Source organism: Stenotrophomonas sp. SAM-B (genome assembly GCF_013387485.1).
GTDB lineage: Bacteria > Pseudomonadota > Gammaproteobacteria > Xanthomonadales > Xanthomonadaceae > Stenotrophomonas > Stenotrophomonas maltophilia_AA.
Genome location: NZ_JABBXB010000013.1, coordinates 13,115 through 26,950, shown reverse-complemented (window position 1 = coordinate 26,950; position 13,836 = coordinate 13,115). Strand labels below are relative to the sequence as shown.

Below are 13,836 nucleotides of genomic sequence, written 5' to 3'. Positions count from 1 at the left end.
GACGCAGGGGAGGGCTCCCCTGCGCCGGCCGGTGGTCAGAAGCGGAAGTCCGCACTGAACAGGACGGTGCGCGGGGCACCCGGGGTGTAACGGTAGCCGCTCTTGTTGATCGCAGCCACGTACTGCTTGTCGAACAGGTTGTATGCGTTCAAGCGCAGCACCAGATGCTCGTTGATCGCATACGAAGCCACCGCATCGTAGACCGTGTAGGACTTGGTGAAGGCCGGGGTACCGACCGCACCGTCCGTGCCGCGATGCATCTGGCCGGCGTAGCGCACGCCGCCGCCGATCGTCAGGCCGGACGGGAAGGCATAGCTGGTCCAGCTGGTGAAGGTGTCGCCCGGGGTGTAGGTCAGGTTGCGGGTGCCGTCGGCGGCGACGTTGGCGCCTTCATCCACCTCGGTATCCAGATGGCTGTAGCCCGCCGAAACCGACCAGTTGTCGGTGATGCGGCCCACGGTGGAGACCTCGATGCCCTGCACCGACTTCTTGCCGGTCTGGGTCGGGTTGCCTGCATCGTCCAGGACCTGCGTGTTGATCTCGTTGCTGACCTCGGTCTTGAACAGCGCCACGTTGAAGGCGAGTGCGTCATCGAGGAAGGCCCACTTGGTCCCCACTTCGACGGTCCTGGCCTTCTGCGGATCCAGGCTCGGGTTGTCGGCGCTGCTGGCGGAGGTGCTCAGCTGGAAGTTGCTGCCGCCCGGCGGCTGCTGGGAGAGGGCGTAGTTGGCGTACAGGCTGACGATGTCATCGACCTTGTAGACCGCGCCAAGCTTCCAGTTGAGCAGGGTGTCCGAATGTTCAAGCGAGGGATTGGCGATCACCGTGCCGACCGGGTTGGCGCCACAGGCCGGACCACGGCCGCCGCACACCGATGCACTCTGGTACTCGGTCGTGTAGTGGTCGGCGCGCAGGCCCGCGGTGACCAGCAGGCTTTCGCCGAAGTTGAGGGTGTCGAACAGATAGACCGAGGAGGTGGTGGTCTTGCCGTGGCTGTCGGCACCGTTGTGTGCCCAGGTCAGTCCGGTCGCGTTCCAGTCCGGGGCATACAGGTTGGCCGGCGACCAGGTGGTGCCACCGGTGGCGGCCTGGCCGAAGCTCTTGAGCTCCTCGCGGGTGAATTCCAGGCCGGCGCTCAGGTTGTGCACGATCGCCCCGGTGGTGATGTCCGCGCGCAGGTTGAGCTGGTCGGTCAGGATCGTGTTCTGCTGGTCCTTGAAGGTCGGCAGGCTGCGCGCGATGGTGTAGGTGGCTGGATCGGCCGGGTTGGTGAAGCGGATGTTGCCGGTCGGTGCGCCATTGGCACCGCGCGTGCCGGTACCCATGAACGCGGTCAGCAGGTAATCCTGGTCGGTGCGGCCCCAGCGGGCGGTGTTGGTCACGCGCACGGCGTCGTTGACGTCGTGCTCGATGCGGAACGTCGCCATCTTCGCGGTGACATCGTCGTGGTCGGCGCGGGTGCCGTAGAAATTCTCCGGATCGACCGGCTGCCCGGCCAGCCGCTCCAGGCTGGGCTGCGGCGTCCAGCCCGGCAGGCCCAGGGTCGGCACGCCGCCGTCGGGCACGTTGTCCTGGTCCACGTAGAGCAGGTTGAGGAAATAGCGGGTACTGGTGCCGAGGCCGAACGCCAACGACGGTGCGATGCCCCAGCGGCTGTTGTTGACGTGGTCGCGGCCGGGCGGGTCGCTGTCCTGCCACATCGCATTCACGCGCAGCGCACTGGTCGCGCCGAGCGCCTGGTTCCAATCGGCGGTGCCGCGCTGCTGGCTGTCGGTACCGGCCGAGACTGTGCCCGACACGGCGTTGTGCAGGTTGGCCTGTTTGCTGACCATGTTGATCGCACCCGTCGGTGCCGAGCGGCCGTTGTCGGTGCCGGCCGGGCCCTTGGCCACCTCCACCTGCTCGGTATTGAACACATCCCGCGAGATCGAGCCGAGGTCGCGCACGCCATCGACGAAGATGCTGCTGGAGGTGTCGAAGCCGCGCATGAAAATGCTGTCGCCGGTGTTGGTGTTGCCGTTCTCACCCACGTAGAACGTACCCACCCCCGGGCTGTTGCGCAGCGCATCGGTCAGCGTGGTCGCACCCTGCTGGTTGAACAGGTCGCTGGTGATCACCTGGATCGTCTGCGGGGTGTCCTGCAGCGACTGGGTGAACTTCGGGGAAGCGACCTTGTCGGCCTTGAAGCCGCGCACGCCGCGCACATCGATCTGATCCAGGGTCTGCGGCGTGTTGCCGCTGGACTGTGCGTGCGCGATGACTGGCAGGACAGCCAGGCTCAGCCCGGTGACCAGGCCGGCAGTGGCGCGGCCGGCAACGGTGCGCGGAAAGGAAGAATGCTTGCGGCTCTTGATCATGGTGTGGACGATCCGGGAAGGGAAAGACGGGCGGCGCGGTGTGCGCGGGGCACAGCGGCTGGCAATGGAGAAGCGGGCACGCGAAGCCGTTCGCACTGCGCACAGGCGCAGGCACGGCACGCCCCACGCGGTGCGCGGGGCCGGAATCAGGCGTAGGGAGGCGCGTGGCCGGGGTTGAGCCGCAGCGAAGGTTCCAGCCGCTGCCGCCGCAGCGCATCGGACGGCCACAACGGGACCAGTGCCGTCCAGGCGGTACGCCGCTGACGCAGAGGCAGGCCGACATGGCCGAGTTCGGGATCGGGGCCGGACTCGGTGGCCGACAAGGGCTCTGCCGCCGGGAGTTCGGGCAGCGGCGTATCCGGGGCGGTCGCCGTCGGCGAGAGCTCCCAAGCCAGCGAGGTCCGTGCCGGCGCGTTGCCTGGCTCAGCGCCGACCTGCGTTCCGTTCAGCCCGCGGCACGCCAGCAGCACCACGCAGAGCGTGGCCCACAGGGCGAGAGCACCAAGAAGAGAGCGGTGGGCGGACACGGGTTACCGGACAGGCGCGACCGGCTGGCCGCAATGCCTATCGTAATAGGAACAATTCGCGTTTTCAAAACGCCGGCGTTCAGCCCGGGTCAGTCGCGATCGTCGCGGGCCCAGACGGCGTCGTGTTCCCGCTTGACCGGGAACTTCGCCACCGGTGAGTAGGCCGGCGCGCACAGCGCGGCGCCGTCGCGGATGTCGAAGCGGGCTCCGTGCAGGACGCACTCGATGCTGGCCTCGCCGGTATCGAAGGTGCCCGAGGACAGCTCGAACTCGTCGTGGGTGCACTGGTCTTCCAGCGCGTACAGCTCGCCGTCCAGGTTGAACACCACGATCGGCGTGCCGGTCACTTCATCGAAGGTGCTCTTCATTTCGCCGGGCAGCAGCTCGGCGCTGGCGCAGACGAAGGTCCAGGTTTCGCTCACGCGGGCACCACCAGCGGCTTTTCCAGGATCTCGAAGCGCAGATCGTCGCGCTTGGGAATGCCGAAGCGCTCGTCGCCGTAGGGGAAGGGCTTCTTGATCCCCGTGCGCAGGTAGCCCCGGCGCTCGTAGAAGGCGATCAGCTCGTCGCGGATGTCGATCACCGTCATCTGCATGACCGATACGCCCCACTCGCGTGCGGCGTGGGCCTCGGCCGCCAGCATCACCTGCTTGCCGATGCCGCCGCCCTGCTGGGCCGGATCCACCGAGAACATCCCGAAGTACCCCTTGCCCTGGTCATCGGCCACGTGCGCGCAGGCCAGCAGCTGGCCGTCGCGCTCGGCGAGCAGGATGGTGCTGCGCGGGCGCTCGAGGTCGGTCTGCAGGCCCTGCGCGTCGATACGGGCGCCATCGAGGATGTCGGCCTCGGTGGTCCAGCCGGCGCGGCTGGCATCGCCCCGGTAGGCGGAGGTGACAAGGGTGATCAGGGCGGGGATGTCGGCCGGCGTGGCGGCGCGGTAGGTCAGGGTGCTCATGCCGCCATTTTAGGCTGGCTGGGGCCCGGACGGAAACGACCTCCGGCGGCAACGAAAAACGCCGTGGCAGGCCACGGCGTTCCGGTGGGGCGCAGGCGGGGCAGGCTCAGCTCAGCAGCTTGCGCACCTTGTTCAGCGCCACGATGAAGCGTTCGATTTCTTCATGCGTGTTGTAGAACGCCAGCGACGCACGGCAGGTCGCGGCGACGCCGTAGTACTGCAGCAGCGGGTGCGCGCAGTGCTGGCCGGAGCGGACGGCGACGCCTTCCAGATCGAGCAGGGTGGCCAGGTCGTGCGAATGCGCGCCGTCCACCAGGAAGGAGACCACCGCCGCCTTGTCCGGCGTGGTGCCGAAGATGCGCAGGCCGTCGATTTTGTTCAGCTCTTCGGTGAAGTGCGCCAGCAGCTCGCCTTCGCGGGCTTCCACGTGGTCCAGGCCCAGCGACTCCAGGTAGTCCACCGCCACGCCCAGCCCGATGAAGCCGGCGATGTTCGGGGTGCCGGCTTCGAACTTGTGCGGGGCTTCGTTGAACACGGTGCCCTCGAAGCTGACTTCCTTGATCATCTCCCCCCCGCCGAGGAACGGCGGCATGGCGTCCAGGTGCTCGCGCCTGGCCCACAGCGCACCGGTGCCGGTCGGGCCGCACATCTTGTGGCCGGTGATGGCGTAGAAGTCGCAGCCGATCGCGGGGATGTCGACCTTGCGGTGCGGGACGGCCTGCGAGCCGTCGACCACGGTGATGATGCCGCGCTTGCGGGCCTCGCGGCAGATCTCCCGGACCGGGTTGACCGTGCCCAGGACGTTGGACACGTGGGCGACTGCGAGCAGCTTGACCTCGGGGGTCATGGCCCTGCGCAGCGCGTCCAGGTCCAGCGCGCCGTCCGGGGTGATCTCGGCCACGCGGAGGGTCGCGCCGGTGCGCTGGGCAACCAGCTGCCACGGCACGATGTTGGCATGGTGCTCCATGCGCGAAACCAGGATGACATCGCCGGCCTTCAGCCGCGGCAGCGCCCACGAATACGCCACCAGGTTGATCGCGAAGGTGGTGCCGCTGCACAGCACCAGCTCGCTGGCGCGCACGTTGAGGAAGCGCGCCAGCTTGTTGCGCGCGCCCTCGTAGGCATCGGTCGCTTCGGTGCCGAGCGCATGCACCGCGCGGCTGACGTTGGCGTTGTAGCGGCGGTAGAACTCGTCCACCGCGCCGATCACCTGCACCGGCTTCTGGCCGGTGTTGGCGTTGTCGAAGTACACCAGCGGCTTGCCATGCACTTCGCGCATCAACAGCGGGAAGTCCAGGCGCACGCGATCCCAGTCGGGCGCGGCGCCGGTATCGGCGACCGGGCGCGGCGTGGACAGGTTCATGCGACGCCCGCCAGGGCCAGCGCTCGGGTGAGCTGGGCGGTGAGCTGCTCGGTCAGGCGTGCGTCAAGGACGTTCAGCGGTTCATGGCAGAACGCCGCGCTCAGCAGCTGCTGCGCGCGATCGGCCGGCAGGCCACGCGAGCGCAGGTAGAACAGCGCATTCGCATCGAGCTGGCCGACCGTGGCGCCGTGCGCGGCCTTCACTTCGTCGGCATCGATCACCAGCGTCGGCTGGGTATCGATCTCGGCATCGGCGGAGAGCAGCAGGTTCTTGTTGGACAGGTTGGCGTCGGTGCCATCGGCGCCTTCGCGGATGTGGATGCCGCCGTGGAAGACCACGCGGCTGCGGTTGGCCGCCACGCCACGCCAGACCATTTCCGAGCTCGTATCGCGCGCGATGTGCTCGATGCCCAGGCGGGTGTCGACATGGCGACGGCCGTTGCCGAGCAGCACGCCGTTGGCGGTCAGCTGGGCGTTGTCGCCTTCCAGGCGGACGTTGAGCTCATGGCGGCTCAGCGCGGCGCCCAGCTCCAGATCGACACGGCGGTATCGCGCGTTGCGGGCCAGCACGGCGTCGGTGCGCAGCAGCGAGGTGGCGCGGGCGGCATCGGCCTGCACGCGGGCATGCGAGAGCACGGCGTCCTGCGCGAGGTGGACGTGCACCAGGGTGTTGTCCAGGTGTGCGGCATCCCCGACATGCAGGTGATGCTCGACCACGCCCAGCGCGGCACCGCTGCGCAGTTCGATCAGGTGGCGGTGGTGCCAGGACAGATCGGTATCGCCGGCCACGCTGATGAAGACCAGCTGCAGCGGCGCCTCGACCTGCACGCCTTCCTCCACGCGCAGCAGCACGCCTTCATCGGCAAGCGCGGCGTTGAGGCGGGCGAACACTTCCTCGCTGCGCTCGAATCGGCGCCCAAGGAAGCGCGCGGCTTCATCGCCGGCGGCCAGCGCCGAGGACAACGTGGCCAGCTGTACGCCGGCCGGCACTGCCGCGACATCGCTCAGCGCGCCGGACGGACGGCCGTTGACGAACACCAGCCGCGGCGACGGGATGTCGGCCAGCAGGGCGGCGTCGACCAAGGCCGGGGCGAGCGGGGCGGGCTGGAAGCTGCGGCGCTCCAGCTGGCGCAGCGAGGTGTATTTCCAGGCTTCGGTACGCGGGCCGGGCAGGCCGGCCTGCAGGGCGGCGTCCAGCTCGGCGCGACGTGCATCGCTGCCGCAGAAGCCGCTGGCGAGGGAATCGAGCAGGGCGCTCATCAGACCGCTGCCTCCGGCACCACGCGGTCCTTCAGGAAGTGGTAGCCGTGGGCTTCCAGTTCCAGGGCCAGTTCCGGGCCGCCGCTCTGCACGATCCTGCCGTCGGCCAGCACATGCACCACGTCCGGCTTGATGTAGTCGAGCAGGCGCTGGTAATGGGTGATCACGATGAACGAACGGTCCGGCGAACGCAGCGCGTTGACGCCGTCGGCCACGCTCTTGAGCGCATCGATGTCCAGGCCGGAGTCGGTTTCATCCAGGATCGCCAGCTTCGGCTCGAGCACGGCCAGCTGGAAGATCTCGTTGCGCTTCTTCTCGCCACCGGAGAAGCCTTCGTTGACGCCACGGTGCAGCAGCTCGTCTTTCAGGTGCAGCACGGCCAGCTTCTGGCGGACCAGCTTGAGGAACTGCATCGAATCCAGTTCCTCTTCGCCGCGCGCCTTGCGCTGGGCGTTGAGCGCGGCGCGCAGGAAGTAGGTGTTGTTCACCCCGGGGATTTCCACCGGGTACTGGAAGGCCAGGAACAGGCCGGCGGCGGCGCGTTCTTCCGGGGCCAGATCGAGCAGATCCTTGCCTTCGAACTGCACGCTGCCTTCGCTGACGTCATAGCCTTCGCGGCCGGCCAGGACATTGCCCAAGGTGGACTTGCCGGCGCCGTTAGGGCCCATGATGGCGTGCACCTGGCCCGGCTTCACGTCGAGCGAGAGGCCCTTCAGGATGTCTTTTTCGCCGATGCGTGCGTGGAGGTTGTCGATCTTCAACATGTCGATAATCGTCTTGTCAGATAGGGGAACTGGAGGCAGCGCGACTCAGAGGTCGTATTCGCTGCGCTCGAGGAATTCGTTGCGCAGGTAAGCGGTACGCGTGGTGGTCAATGCCGCCTTGGCGCCGGAGTACAGCATCGGGTACATCGAGCCGTACAGGAAACGCGGATTCTCATCCGCGCCCACCGGGTAGCGCGCTTCCAGGTCGGCGTCACGCAGCTGCACCCACAGCCGCTGTGCCGCTTTCACCTTCGCCAGCGCCACGGGCTCGCCGGCAAGCCGGGTCACGATCTGGCGGTAGACGGCATTCAATTCGGCATCGGCCTTCTTGAACTCCTGGTCGGCGCAGGCATTGAGTTCGAGCTGATTGCCGCCGGGATTGCACACCACGTCCTGCGCGAACGCCGGTGCCGCCGCGCACAGCAGCACGGCCAGGGTGAGCAGGCGCTTCATCCGACCGAGCCTTCCAGGCTGACGTCCAGCAGCTTCTTGGCTTCCACCGCGAACTCCATCGGCAACTCGCGGAAGACCTGCTTGCAGAAACCGTCCACGATCATCGAGACCGCGTTTTCCTGGTCGATGCCGCGGGCGCGGCAATAAAACAGCTGGTCGTCGGAGATCTTGGACGTGGTGGCTTCGTGCTCGACCGTCGCGCTGGGATTCTTCACCTCGATATAGGGGAAGGTGTGCGCGCCGGACTTCTTGCCGATCAGCAGCGAATCGCACTGGGTGTAGTTGCGCGCACCCTCGGCGCCGCGCTCCATCTTGACCAGCCCGCGGTAGGTGTTCTGCCCGTGGCCGGCGCTGATGCCCTTGCTGACGATCTTGCTCTTGGTGCGCTTGCCGATGTGGATCATCTTGGTGCCGGTATCGGCCTGCTGACGGTGGTGGGTCAGCGCGACCGAGTGGAACTCGCCGACCGAATCATCGCCGAGCAGCACGCAGGACGGGTACTTCCAGGTGATCGCCGAGCCGGTCTCGACCTGGGTCCAGGTGACCTTGCTGCGCGCGCCACGGCATTCGGCACGCTTGGTGACGAAGTTGTAGATGCCGCCCACGCCGTTCTCATCGCCCGGGTACCAGTTCTGCACCGTGGAGTACTTGATCTCGGCATCTTCCAGCGCGACGAGTTCGACCACCGCGGCGTGCAGCTGGTTCTCATCGCGCATCGGCGCGGTGCAGCCTTCCAGGTAGGACACGTACGCCTTGTCCTCGCAGATGATCAGCGTGCGCTCGAACTGGCCGGTATGGCCGGCGTTGATGCGGAAGTAGGTGCTCAGCTCCATCGGGCAACGCACGCCCTTGGGGATGAACACGAAGCTGCCATCGGAGAACACCGCCGAGTTGAGCGCGGCGAAGTAGTTGTCGCCGACCGGGACCACGGTGCCCAGGTACTGTTTGACCAGTTCCGGGTGTTCCTTGATCGCCTCGGACATGGAGCAGAAGATCACGCCCTTCTCGGCCAGTTCCTTGCGGAACGTGGTGCCGACCGAGACCGAATCGAACACCGCATCCACGGCCACGCCGGCCAGCCTGGCGCGCTCATGCAGCGGCACGCCGAGCTTGTCGTAGGTGTCCAGCAGTTCCTTGGGCACATCGTCCAGCGAGGCGTACTTCGGGCCCTTCGGCGCGGAGTAATAGCTCAGCGCCTGCAGGTCGATCTGGGCGATCTGCAGCTTGGCCCAGTCCGGCATCGGCATGGTCAGGAAGTGGCGGTAGGCATCCAGGCGCCACTGCGTCATCCATTCCGGCTCTTCCTTCTTGGCCGAGAGGGCACGGATGGTGTCCTCGTCCAGGCCGGGCGGCAACGAGTCCGATTCGATGTCCGTGATGAAGCCCGCCGAATACTTGCGGCCGAGCTGCTCATGGATCTCGCGGTTGGGGGTATCGCCGGTGGCGACGGTATCAAGGGTATCGGTGGCCATGGGGGCTGCCTGATCAGGAGACGACATCCGCCGCGATCGCGCGGCGGTGGGCGTCAACAAGGGGAAGAGGGGGCAGGATCTGCGCCAGGGTGACCGCGCGCAGCGCTTCGGACACCACGTCGTTGATCATCCGCCAGCTGCTGCGCGCGCCACACTGCAGCTCGCGGCCGCACTGGCTGTGGTCGTGGGCGCACTCGGTCAGGCCAAGCGGCCCTTCCATGGCTTCCACGATCTCGAACAGCGTGATCTGGTCCGCCGCGCGGGTCAGCCGGTAGCCGCCGCGGACGCCGCGCAGGCCCTCGACCAGACCGGCCTGGGCCAGCGGCTTGAGCAGTTTGCTGACAGTCGGCGGTTCCAGACGGGCAAACTCGGCCAGTTCAGTCGCACTGAGCACCTCGCCCGGACGGGCGGCGAGCACGGTCAACACGACGGTGGCGTAATCGGTAAGCTTGGTGACGCGGAGCATGGTGGGGTGCAGAACCATAAAGCGGACTGAAATTGTACGCTTTTCTCCGGCGGCATCCAACCCGCCCGTTCAGGCGCCCGCAGGGCGGCCTTGGACGCCTATTGCGCCGCATCGCTTTGGCAATCACAAAGATTAAGCGAGAATCGGGGCTTCCCACCGCAACGGTCAGCCAGATGCCCAAGAAGATCCAGGCCCGCAAGTCCACCATCCATGGCAATGGCGTGTTCGCGCTGGCGCCGATCAAGAAGGGCGAGCGGGTCATCCAGTACAAGGGTCTGCTGCGCAGCCACGCTGACGTGGATGCCGACGACACCGGGGATGTGGAGAGCGGTCATACCTTCCTGTTCACCCTCAATGACGACTACGTCATCGATGCGAACTACAAGGGCAACGACGCGCGCTGGCTCAACCACAGCTGCGATCCGAACTGCGAGGCCGTGATCGAGGAAGCCGAGGGCGACAACCGGCGCGAGGACAAGGTCTTCATCGAGGCGATCAAGGACATCAAGCCGGGCGATGAACTGACCTACAACTACGGCATCACGCTGGCCGAGCGTCACACCGCGCGCCTGAAGAAGATCTGGGAATGCCGCTGCGGCTCGAAGAAGTGCACCGGCACCATGCTGCAGCCCAAGCGCTGATACCGTTGGCAACCACCGACTGAGGGTCGGTGGTTGCGCCGACACGCTGTGCACATCGTGGTCACCGTCGCCCAATGCGCACGTGGCCACACTGGGCGCTCCCACTTACTGGAGCCGCTCCATGGCACACGCACTCAACGGCAAGTACATCGCGATCCTCGCCACCGATGGTTTCGAACAGTCCGAGCTGCAGGAACCCAAGCGCCTGCTGGAATCCTGGGGGGCCTCGGTGAAGGTGATCGCGCCCGGCGATGCCAGCCAGATCCGCGGCTGGAAAGACAAGGACTGGGGTGAGAACGTGAAGGTCGATGCGCCGCTGAAGGGCGCCAAGGCCGACGATTACGACGCGCTGGTGCTGCCCGGCGGTGTGATCAATCCCGACAAGCTGCGCATCGACACCGACGCGGTCGCCCTGATCAAGGCATTCGGGGCGGCAGGCAAGCCGGTCGCGGCGATCTGCCACGGCCCGTGGCTGCTGGTCGAGTCGGGCCTGGCCAAGGGCCGCAAGGTCACGTCCTGGCCTTCGCTGAAGACCGATCTGGGTAATGCCGGCGCCGAATGGACCGATGCCGAGGTTGTCGTGGATGGTGGCCTGATCACCAGCCGCAAGCCGGGTGACATCCCGGCGTTCGCCGATGCGGTGGCCAAGGCGTTGGCCGGTTGAGCCTGTAGACACCCGTTGAGCGTGCAGGCACCGATTTAGCGTGTAGGCACCGACCGTTGGTCGGTGCCATCCCGGTTATTTGCCCAGCACCCCGGCCGGCACGAGTGCGCCGAGATCCTGGTTGAAGGTGACCACCAGCTTGCCGTTCTCCACTTGGGCCGACTGCACCTGCAGCGCGCCGAGCAGGGCGCCCACGCTCGGGTCGATCTTGTAGATCGGCTCGCGCTGGGCGTAATCGGCGAGCCAGGCGTTGAGCAGGCTGCGCGTGCGTGAATCCAGCTTGCCGCCGTTGTTGGCCGGGGTGAAGTCATCCACCGTCGGCTCCTGCAGATGGAAGCCCTGGGTCTGCGCGTCATAGCGCAGGCCGCTGCTGAGCTTCACCTTGCCCAGTGGTGCCGGAGTGCCGCCGGCGGTGGCCATGGCCACATCGAAGCCCAGGTCCAGTCGGCTGCCCTGCGGCAGGGTCAGCTGCGGGTGACTCATCGTCATCGCGATCAACCCGCCCAGCGCGTTCTGGGTACGCGGGAAGCTGCCATCGAGATACTGCTGCACATCGGTGGCACCGACCGACAACTGGCGGCCGGACACGCTGGGTGCGGCCTGCGCGCCGATGGCGGCGGCGAGCAACACGGTGCAGGCGGCGAGGCGGGACAACAGCGGGCGAACATTCATGGCGGCAGGCCGTGGGGAGTGAGAGGCCAACAATAGCGCGTGCGGCTGAATCCAGCTTTGACGTACGCGCACGCAGATCAACGTCCTTTCCGCTGCGGTCAGTTCATCACCGGCTGGATCGAGGCGCCATGGATTTCCCAGCCACTGCCATCCACGCGGGGCTGCAGTCGATACCAGCCCTCGAAGCGCAGCGTGCCGCACGCCGTGCCGACCCGGATCTGGACCGGGACTTCGCGCAGTCGGGAGGGCGTCGCCGTGTCGCGGGCGATCGGCGCCTGGGTCGTGATGCGCAGCCCGCAGAACCCGGGCAGTGCGCGCAGGACCGCATCGTCGGGATGACTGCCCGGTCCGCCACCGGTCCAGGCGGGCGCCTGGTTCAGGGCGCGCCCTGGATCAATTCCAGCGCGGCCAGCACCTCGTCCAGCTGTGGCTGCAGCACGGTCAACGGATGGTCGGGTTCGTCGGCGTGACGCCGGGCGAGATCGCGCAGCAACTGGGTGGCGACGATCGCCGCGGCACGCTCGTCACCGCTGAGCCCGGTGGTGCGCCGCGCGGTTTCCAGCAGGCGCATCCAGTCCTGCTGCGCGCGATGTTCCAGCTCGATGGTGCAGCGCCCGCTGCACTGCAGGCCGTCCTTTTCGATCGGGGTGACGGTGATGCGGTAACGCTGGGAAGAAGAGCTGGCCATGGCTGCCTGCACGGTGGGGGACAAGGCCACCATAGGCTGCGATCCGTACCGCGACGACAGGCGCGGTCGCACGCAGTGTTCCACCCTGTGCGTTCCGGTCGGTTCTGCCATGCCGTGGATCGCGGCAGGACAGGTGTTTCCGTGCGCTTTGCTCCCCCGACGCGTGTTCGGAAACGCTGTGTTTCGCTGCGCACGCCGAGCCCCGCAGCGACCGGCAGGTCCCTCGCAAAATCAAAAAAAAGACGGGACGGCGTGAGCCGTCCCGTCCGGGTGCTGCAGGAAGCGCGCGGATTAGAGCGCAGCGTCCTTGAGCTTCTTGAGCGGACGCACCTTCAGCTTGGTGGAGGCCGGCTTGGCGGCGAACCACTGCTCTTCCTTGGTGAACGGGTTGATGCCCTTGCGCTTCGGCTTGGCCGGCACGCTGACGGTGGAGATCTTCAGCAGGCCCGGCAGCGTGAAGCTGCCAGCGCCCTTCTTGTGCACCGAAGCGGCGACGGCGCCTTCCAGCGAGGCGAGCACGGCGCGCACGTCCTTGGCGACAACGCCGGACGCTTCAACGATGTGTGCAACCAGACCAGACTTGCTCAGCACTTCCTTGATCGGCTTGGGAGCGGCCGGCTTCGCGGCTGCCTTCGTAGCGACTTTCTTTACTGCCTTCTTCGGGGCAGCCTTCTTAGCGGTCTTTGCCATGGTTTCCTGTTCCGTGAACGGTTGGTTGTTTGGTCGCGCCGAACCCCGTCGGCAAGCGAAATGTAGGGCAACTATGGGGCGCCGCCAATAGGCAAACGCATAAAAATTCGTGATTTCCACGCCCTTCGTTACCGCAGTGCATCAGGTCATAGCCAAAAAACAGGGTCCGCCCTCGCGGCGGAGGCCATCGGTCATGGACCGTCGCACCCCGACTGTCGCACGAAAACCACTTGAAAACAGCATCCGTCTTGAGATCCGATTCAGCTGGGGGCGGCGCCTGCCGATTGCCTGACGGCAGCCAGACACGGTGCTAACGCGGACCGGTCTAGGCTGGCCAGGCCATTCATCCCGCAGGAGATCAACGATGGGTATTTCGCGTCATGCCACCGCGCATTGGGAAGGTGACCTCAAGACAGGCAAGGGACAATTGAGTACGCCCCAGAGCGGCTTGATGGACAAAACCCGCTATGCCTTCAGCAGCCGCTTCGGCGATGAGAAGGGCACCAACCCGGAAGAACTGATCGCCGCCGCGCACGCCGGGTGCTTCACCATGGCACTCTCGGCCAAGCTCACCGAGGCCGGTTTCGTGCCCACTTCGCTGGATACCGAAGCCAAGGTCGACCTCTCGATGGAGGGCGGCCCGCAGCTGTCGCAGATCACGTTGAAGGTGAAGGCCGTGGTGCCGAACATCGAGGCCACCCAGTTCCGCGCCATCGCCGATGACGCCAAGCAGAACTGCCCGGTGTCCAAGGCACTCAGCGCGGTGCCGATCACGCTCGAGGCCGAGCTGGCCGGCTGATCCGCGCAGACGGATTGGTGCACAGCAGATTGTGATGGGAAAGCGGCGGCCGCATAGTCGCCGCTT

At 66.6% G+C, this 13,836-nt stretch carries 16 protein-coding genes; 3 read left to right on the top strand and 13 right to left on the bottom strand.

Features of this window, described 5'->3' with window-relative positions; translation table 11 throughout:
• Positions 1-35: 35 nt before the first annotated feature.
• From HH110_RS17355 to HH110_RS17310, 10 genes are all read right to left on the bottom strand, one after another.
• Positions 36-2,357 carry a catecholate siderophore receptor Fiu gene (locus HH110_RS17355; RefSeq protein WP_176990812.1) on the bottom strand — a complete coding sequence of 774 codons (2,322 nt, stop codon included), beginning with the start codon at positions 2,355-2,357 and terminating at the stop codon, positions 36-38.
• 146 nt (positions 2,358-2,503) lie between these two features.
• Positions 2,504-2,884 (bottom strand): hypothetical protein, encoded by a 381-nt coding sequence (locus HH110_RS17350; protein WP_176990791.1) that lies wholly within the window; start codon positions 2,882-2,884, stop codon positions 2,504-2,506.
• Between the two features lie 89 nt (positions 2,885-2,973).
• A complete protein-coding gene (locus HH110_RS17345; protein ID WP_176990811.1) occupies positions 2,974-3,306 on the bottom strand; it encodes a non-heme iron oxygenase ferredoxin subunit in 333 nt (110 codons plus the stop codon).
• Positions 3,303-3,839, bottom strand: coding sequence for a GNAT family N-acetyltransferase (locus tag HH110_RS17340; RefSeq protein WP_176990810.1), 537 nt, complete (start codon positions 3,837-3,839; stop codon positions 3,303-3,305). The genes HH110_RS17345 and HH110_RS17340 overlap by 4 nt, the downstream gene beginning before the upstream one ends.
• A 106-nt stretch (positions 3,840-3,945) precedes the next feature.
• Entirely contained in the window at positions 3,946-5,202 is a 1,257-nt protein-coding gene (locus tag HH110_RS17335) for a cysteine desulfurase (protein WP_176990809.1), read from the bottom strand.
• On the bottom strand, positions 5,199-6,461 hold the full coding sequence (gene sufD, locus HH110_RS17330) for a Fe-S cluster assembly protein SufD (RefSeq protein WP_176990808.1): 1,263 nt from the start codon (positions 6,459-6,461) through the stop codon (positions 5,199-5,201). Before sufD ends, HH110_RS17335 begins: the two co-directional genes overlap by 4 nt.
• Positions 6,461-7,225 carry a Fe-S cluster assembly ATPase SufC gene (gene sufC, locus HH110_RS17325; RefSeq protein WP_176990807.1) on the bottom strand — a complete coding sequence of 255 codons (765 nt, stop codon included), beginning with the start codon at positions 7,223-7,225 and terminating at the stop codon, positions 6,461-6,463. The genes sufD and sufC overlap by 1 nt, the downstream gene beginning before the upstream one ends.
• A 45-nt stretch (positions 7,226-7,270) precedes the next feature.
• Positions 7,271-7,678, bottom strand: coding sequence for a lysozyme inhibitor LprI family protein (locus HH110_RS17320; RefSeq protein ID WP_176990806.1), 408 nt, complete (start codon positions 7,676-7,678; stop codon positions 7,271-7,273).
• Positions 7,675-9,150: a Fe-S cluster assembly protein SufB gene (sufB, locus tag HH110_RS17315; RefSeq protein WP_176990805.1), complete on the bottom strand. Its 1,476-nt coding sequence runs from the start codon at positions 9,148-9,150 to the stop codon at positions 7,675-7,677. Before sufB ends, HH110_RS17320 begins: the two co-directional genes overlap by 4 nt.
• 13 nt (positions 9,151-9,163) lie before the next feature.
• Positions 9,164-9,616 (bottom strand): SUF system Fe-S cluster assembly regulator, encoded by a 453-nt coding sequence (locus HH110_RS17310; RefSeq protein ID WP_026070170.1) that lies wholly within the window; start codon positions 9,614-9,616, stop codon positions 9,164-9,166.
• 173 nt (positions 9,617-9,789) lie between these two features.
• Between HH110_RS17310 and HH110_RS17305 the strand changes: the two genes are divergently transcribed.
• Together HH110_RS17305 and HH110_RS17300 are read left to right on the top strand one after the other, a co-directional pair.
• Positions 9,790-10,257 carry an SET domain-containing protein gene (locus tag HH110_RS17305; protein WP_176990804.1) on the top strand — a complete coding sequence of 156 codons (468 nt, stop codon included), beginning with the start codon at positions 9,790-9,792 and terminating at the stop codon, positions 10,255-10,257.
• Between the two features lie 121 nt (positions 10,258-10,378).
• Complete coding sequence (locus HH110_RS17300) at positions 10,379-10,921, top strand: type 1 glutamine amidotransferase domain-containing protein (protein ID WP_176990803.1); 543 nt, start codon at positions 10,379-10,381, stop codon at positions 10,919-10,921.
• A gap of 75 nt (positions 10,922-10,996) precedes the next feature.
• Here HH110_RS17300 and HH110_RS17295 read toward each other — a convergent pair whose 3' ends face one another.
• From HH110_RS17295 to HH110_RS17285, 3 genes are all read right to left on the bottom strand, one after another.
• Positions 10,997-11,593, bottom strand: a complete 597-nt coding sequence (locus tag HH110_RS17295; protein WP_176990802.1) for a DUF1439 domain-containing protein — start codon at positions 11,591-11,593, stop codon at positions 10,997-10,999.
• A 376-nt stretch (positions 11,594-11,969) separates the two neighbouring features.
• Complete coding sequence (locus HH110_RS17290; protein ID WP_176990801.1) at positions 11,970-12,314, bottom strand: DUF3861 family protein; 345 nt, start codon at positions 12,312-12,314, stop codon at positions 11,970-11,972.
• Positions 12,315-12,572: 258 nt separating this feature from the next.
• Positions 12,573-12,971: an HU family DNA-binding protein gene (locus HH110_RS17285; protein WP_019185677.1), complete on the bottom strand. Its 399-nt coding sequence runs from the start codon at positions 12,969-12,971 to the stop codon at positions 12,573-12,575.
• Positions 12,972-13,335: 364 nt separating this feature from the next.
• Here HH110_RS17285 and HH110_RS17280 point away from each other — a divergent pair, with 364 nt between their 5' ends.
• Complete coding sequence (locus tag HH110_RS17280) at positions 13,336-13,770, top strand: OsmC family protein (protein WP_176990800.1); 435 nt, start codon at positions 13,336-13,338, stop codon at positions 13,768-13,770.
• Positions 13,771-13,836 lie beyond the last annotated feature (66 nt).

Excerpts from the sequence above, each read along its gene's own strand:
- HH110_RS17355 (WP_176990812.1), bottom strand. The coding sequence starts at position 2,357 with ATGATCAAGAGCCGCAAGCATTCTTCCTTTCCGCGCACCGTTGCCGGC.
- HH110_RS17340 (WP_176990810.1), bottom strand. The coding sequence starts at position 3,839 with ATGAGCACCCTGACCTACCGCGCCGCCACGCCGGCCGACATCCCCGCC.
- HH110_RS17335 (WP_176990809.1), bottom strand. The coding sequence starts at position 5,202 with ATGAACCTGTCCACGCCGCGCCCGGTCGCCGATACCGGCGCCGCGCCC.
- sufD (WP_176990808.1), bottom strand. The coding sequence starts at position 6,461 with ATGAGCGCCCTGCTCGATTCCCTCGCCAGCGGCTTCTGCGGCAGCGAT.
- sufC (WP_176990807.1), bottom strand. The coding sequence starts at position 7,225 with ATGTTGAAGATCGACAACCTCCACGCACGCATCGGCGAAAAAGACATC.
- HH110_RS17320 (WP_176990806.1), bottom strand. The coding sequence starts at position 7,678 with ATGAAGCGCCTGCTCACCCTGGCCGTGCTGCTGTGCGCGGCGGCACCG.
- sufB (WP_176990805.1), bottom strand. The coding sequence starts at position 9,150 with ATGGCCACCGATACCCTTGATACCGTCGCCACCGGCGATACCCCCAAC.
- HH110_RS17310 (WP_026070170.1), bottom strand. The coding sequence starts at position 9,616 with ATGCTCCGCGTCACCAAGCTTACCGATTACGCCACCGTCGTGTTGACC.
- HH110_RS17305 (WP_176990804.1), top strand. The coding sequence starts at position 9,790 with ATGCCCAAGAAGATCCAGGCCCGCAAGTCCACCATCCATGGCAATGGC.
- HH110_RS17300 (WP_176990803.1), top strand. The coding sequence starts at position 10,379 with ATGGCACACGCACTCAACGGCAAGTACATCGCGATCCTCGCCACCGAT.
- HH110_RS17295 (WP_176990802.1), bottom strand. The coding sequence starts at position 11,593 with ATGAATGTTCGCCCGCTGTTGTCCCGCCTCGCCGCCTGCACCGTGTTG.
- HH110_RS17290 (WP_176990801.1), bottom strand. The coding sequence starts at position 12,314 with ATGGTGGCCTTGTCCCCCACCGTGCAGGCAGCCATGGCCAGCTCTTCT.
- HH110_RS17285 (WP_019185677.1), bottom strand. The coding sequence starts at position 12,971 with ATGGCAAAGACCGCTAAGAAGGCTGCCCCGAAGAAGGCAGTAAAGAAA.
- HH110_RS17280 (WP_176990800.1), top strand. The coding sequence starts at position 13,336 with ATGGGTATTTCGCGTCATGCCACCGCGCATTGGGAAGGTGACCTCAAG.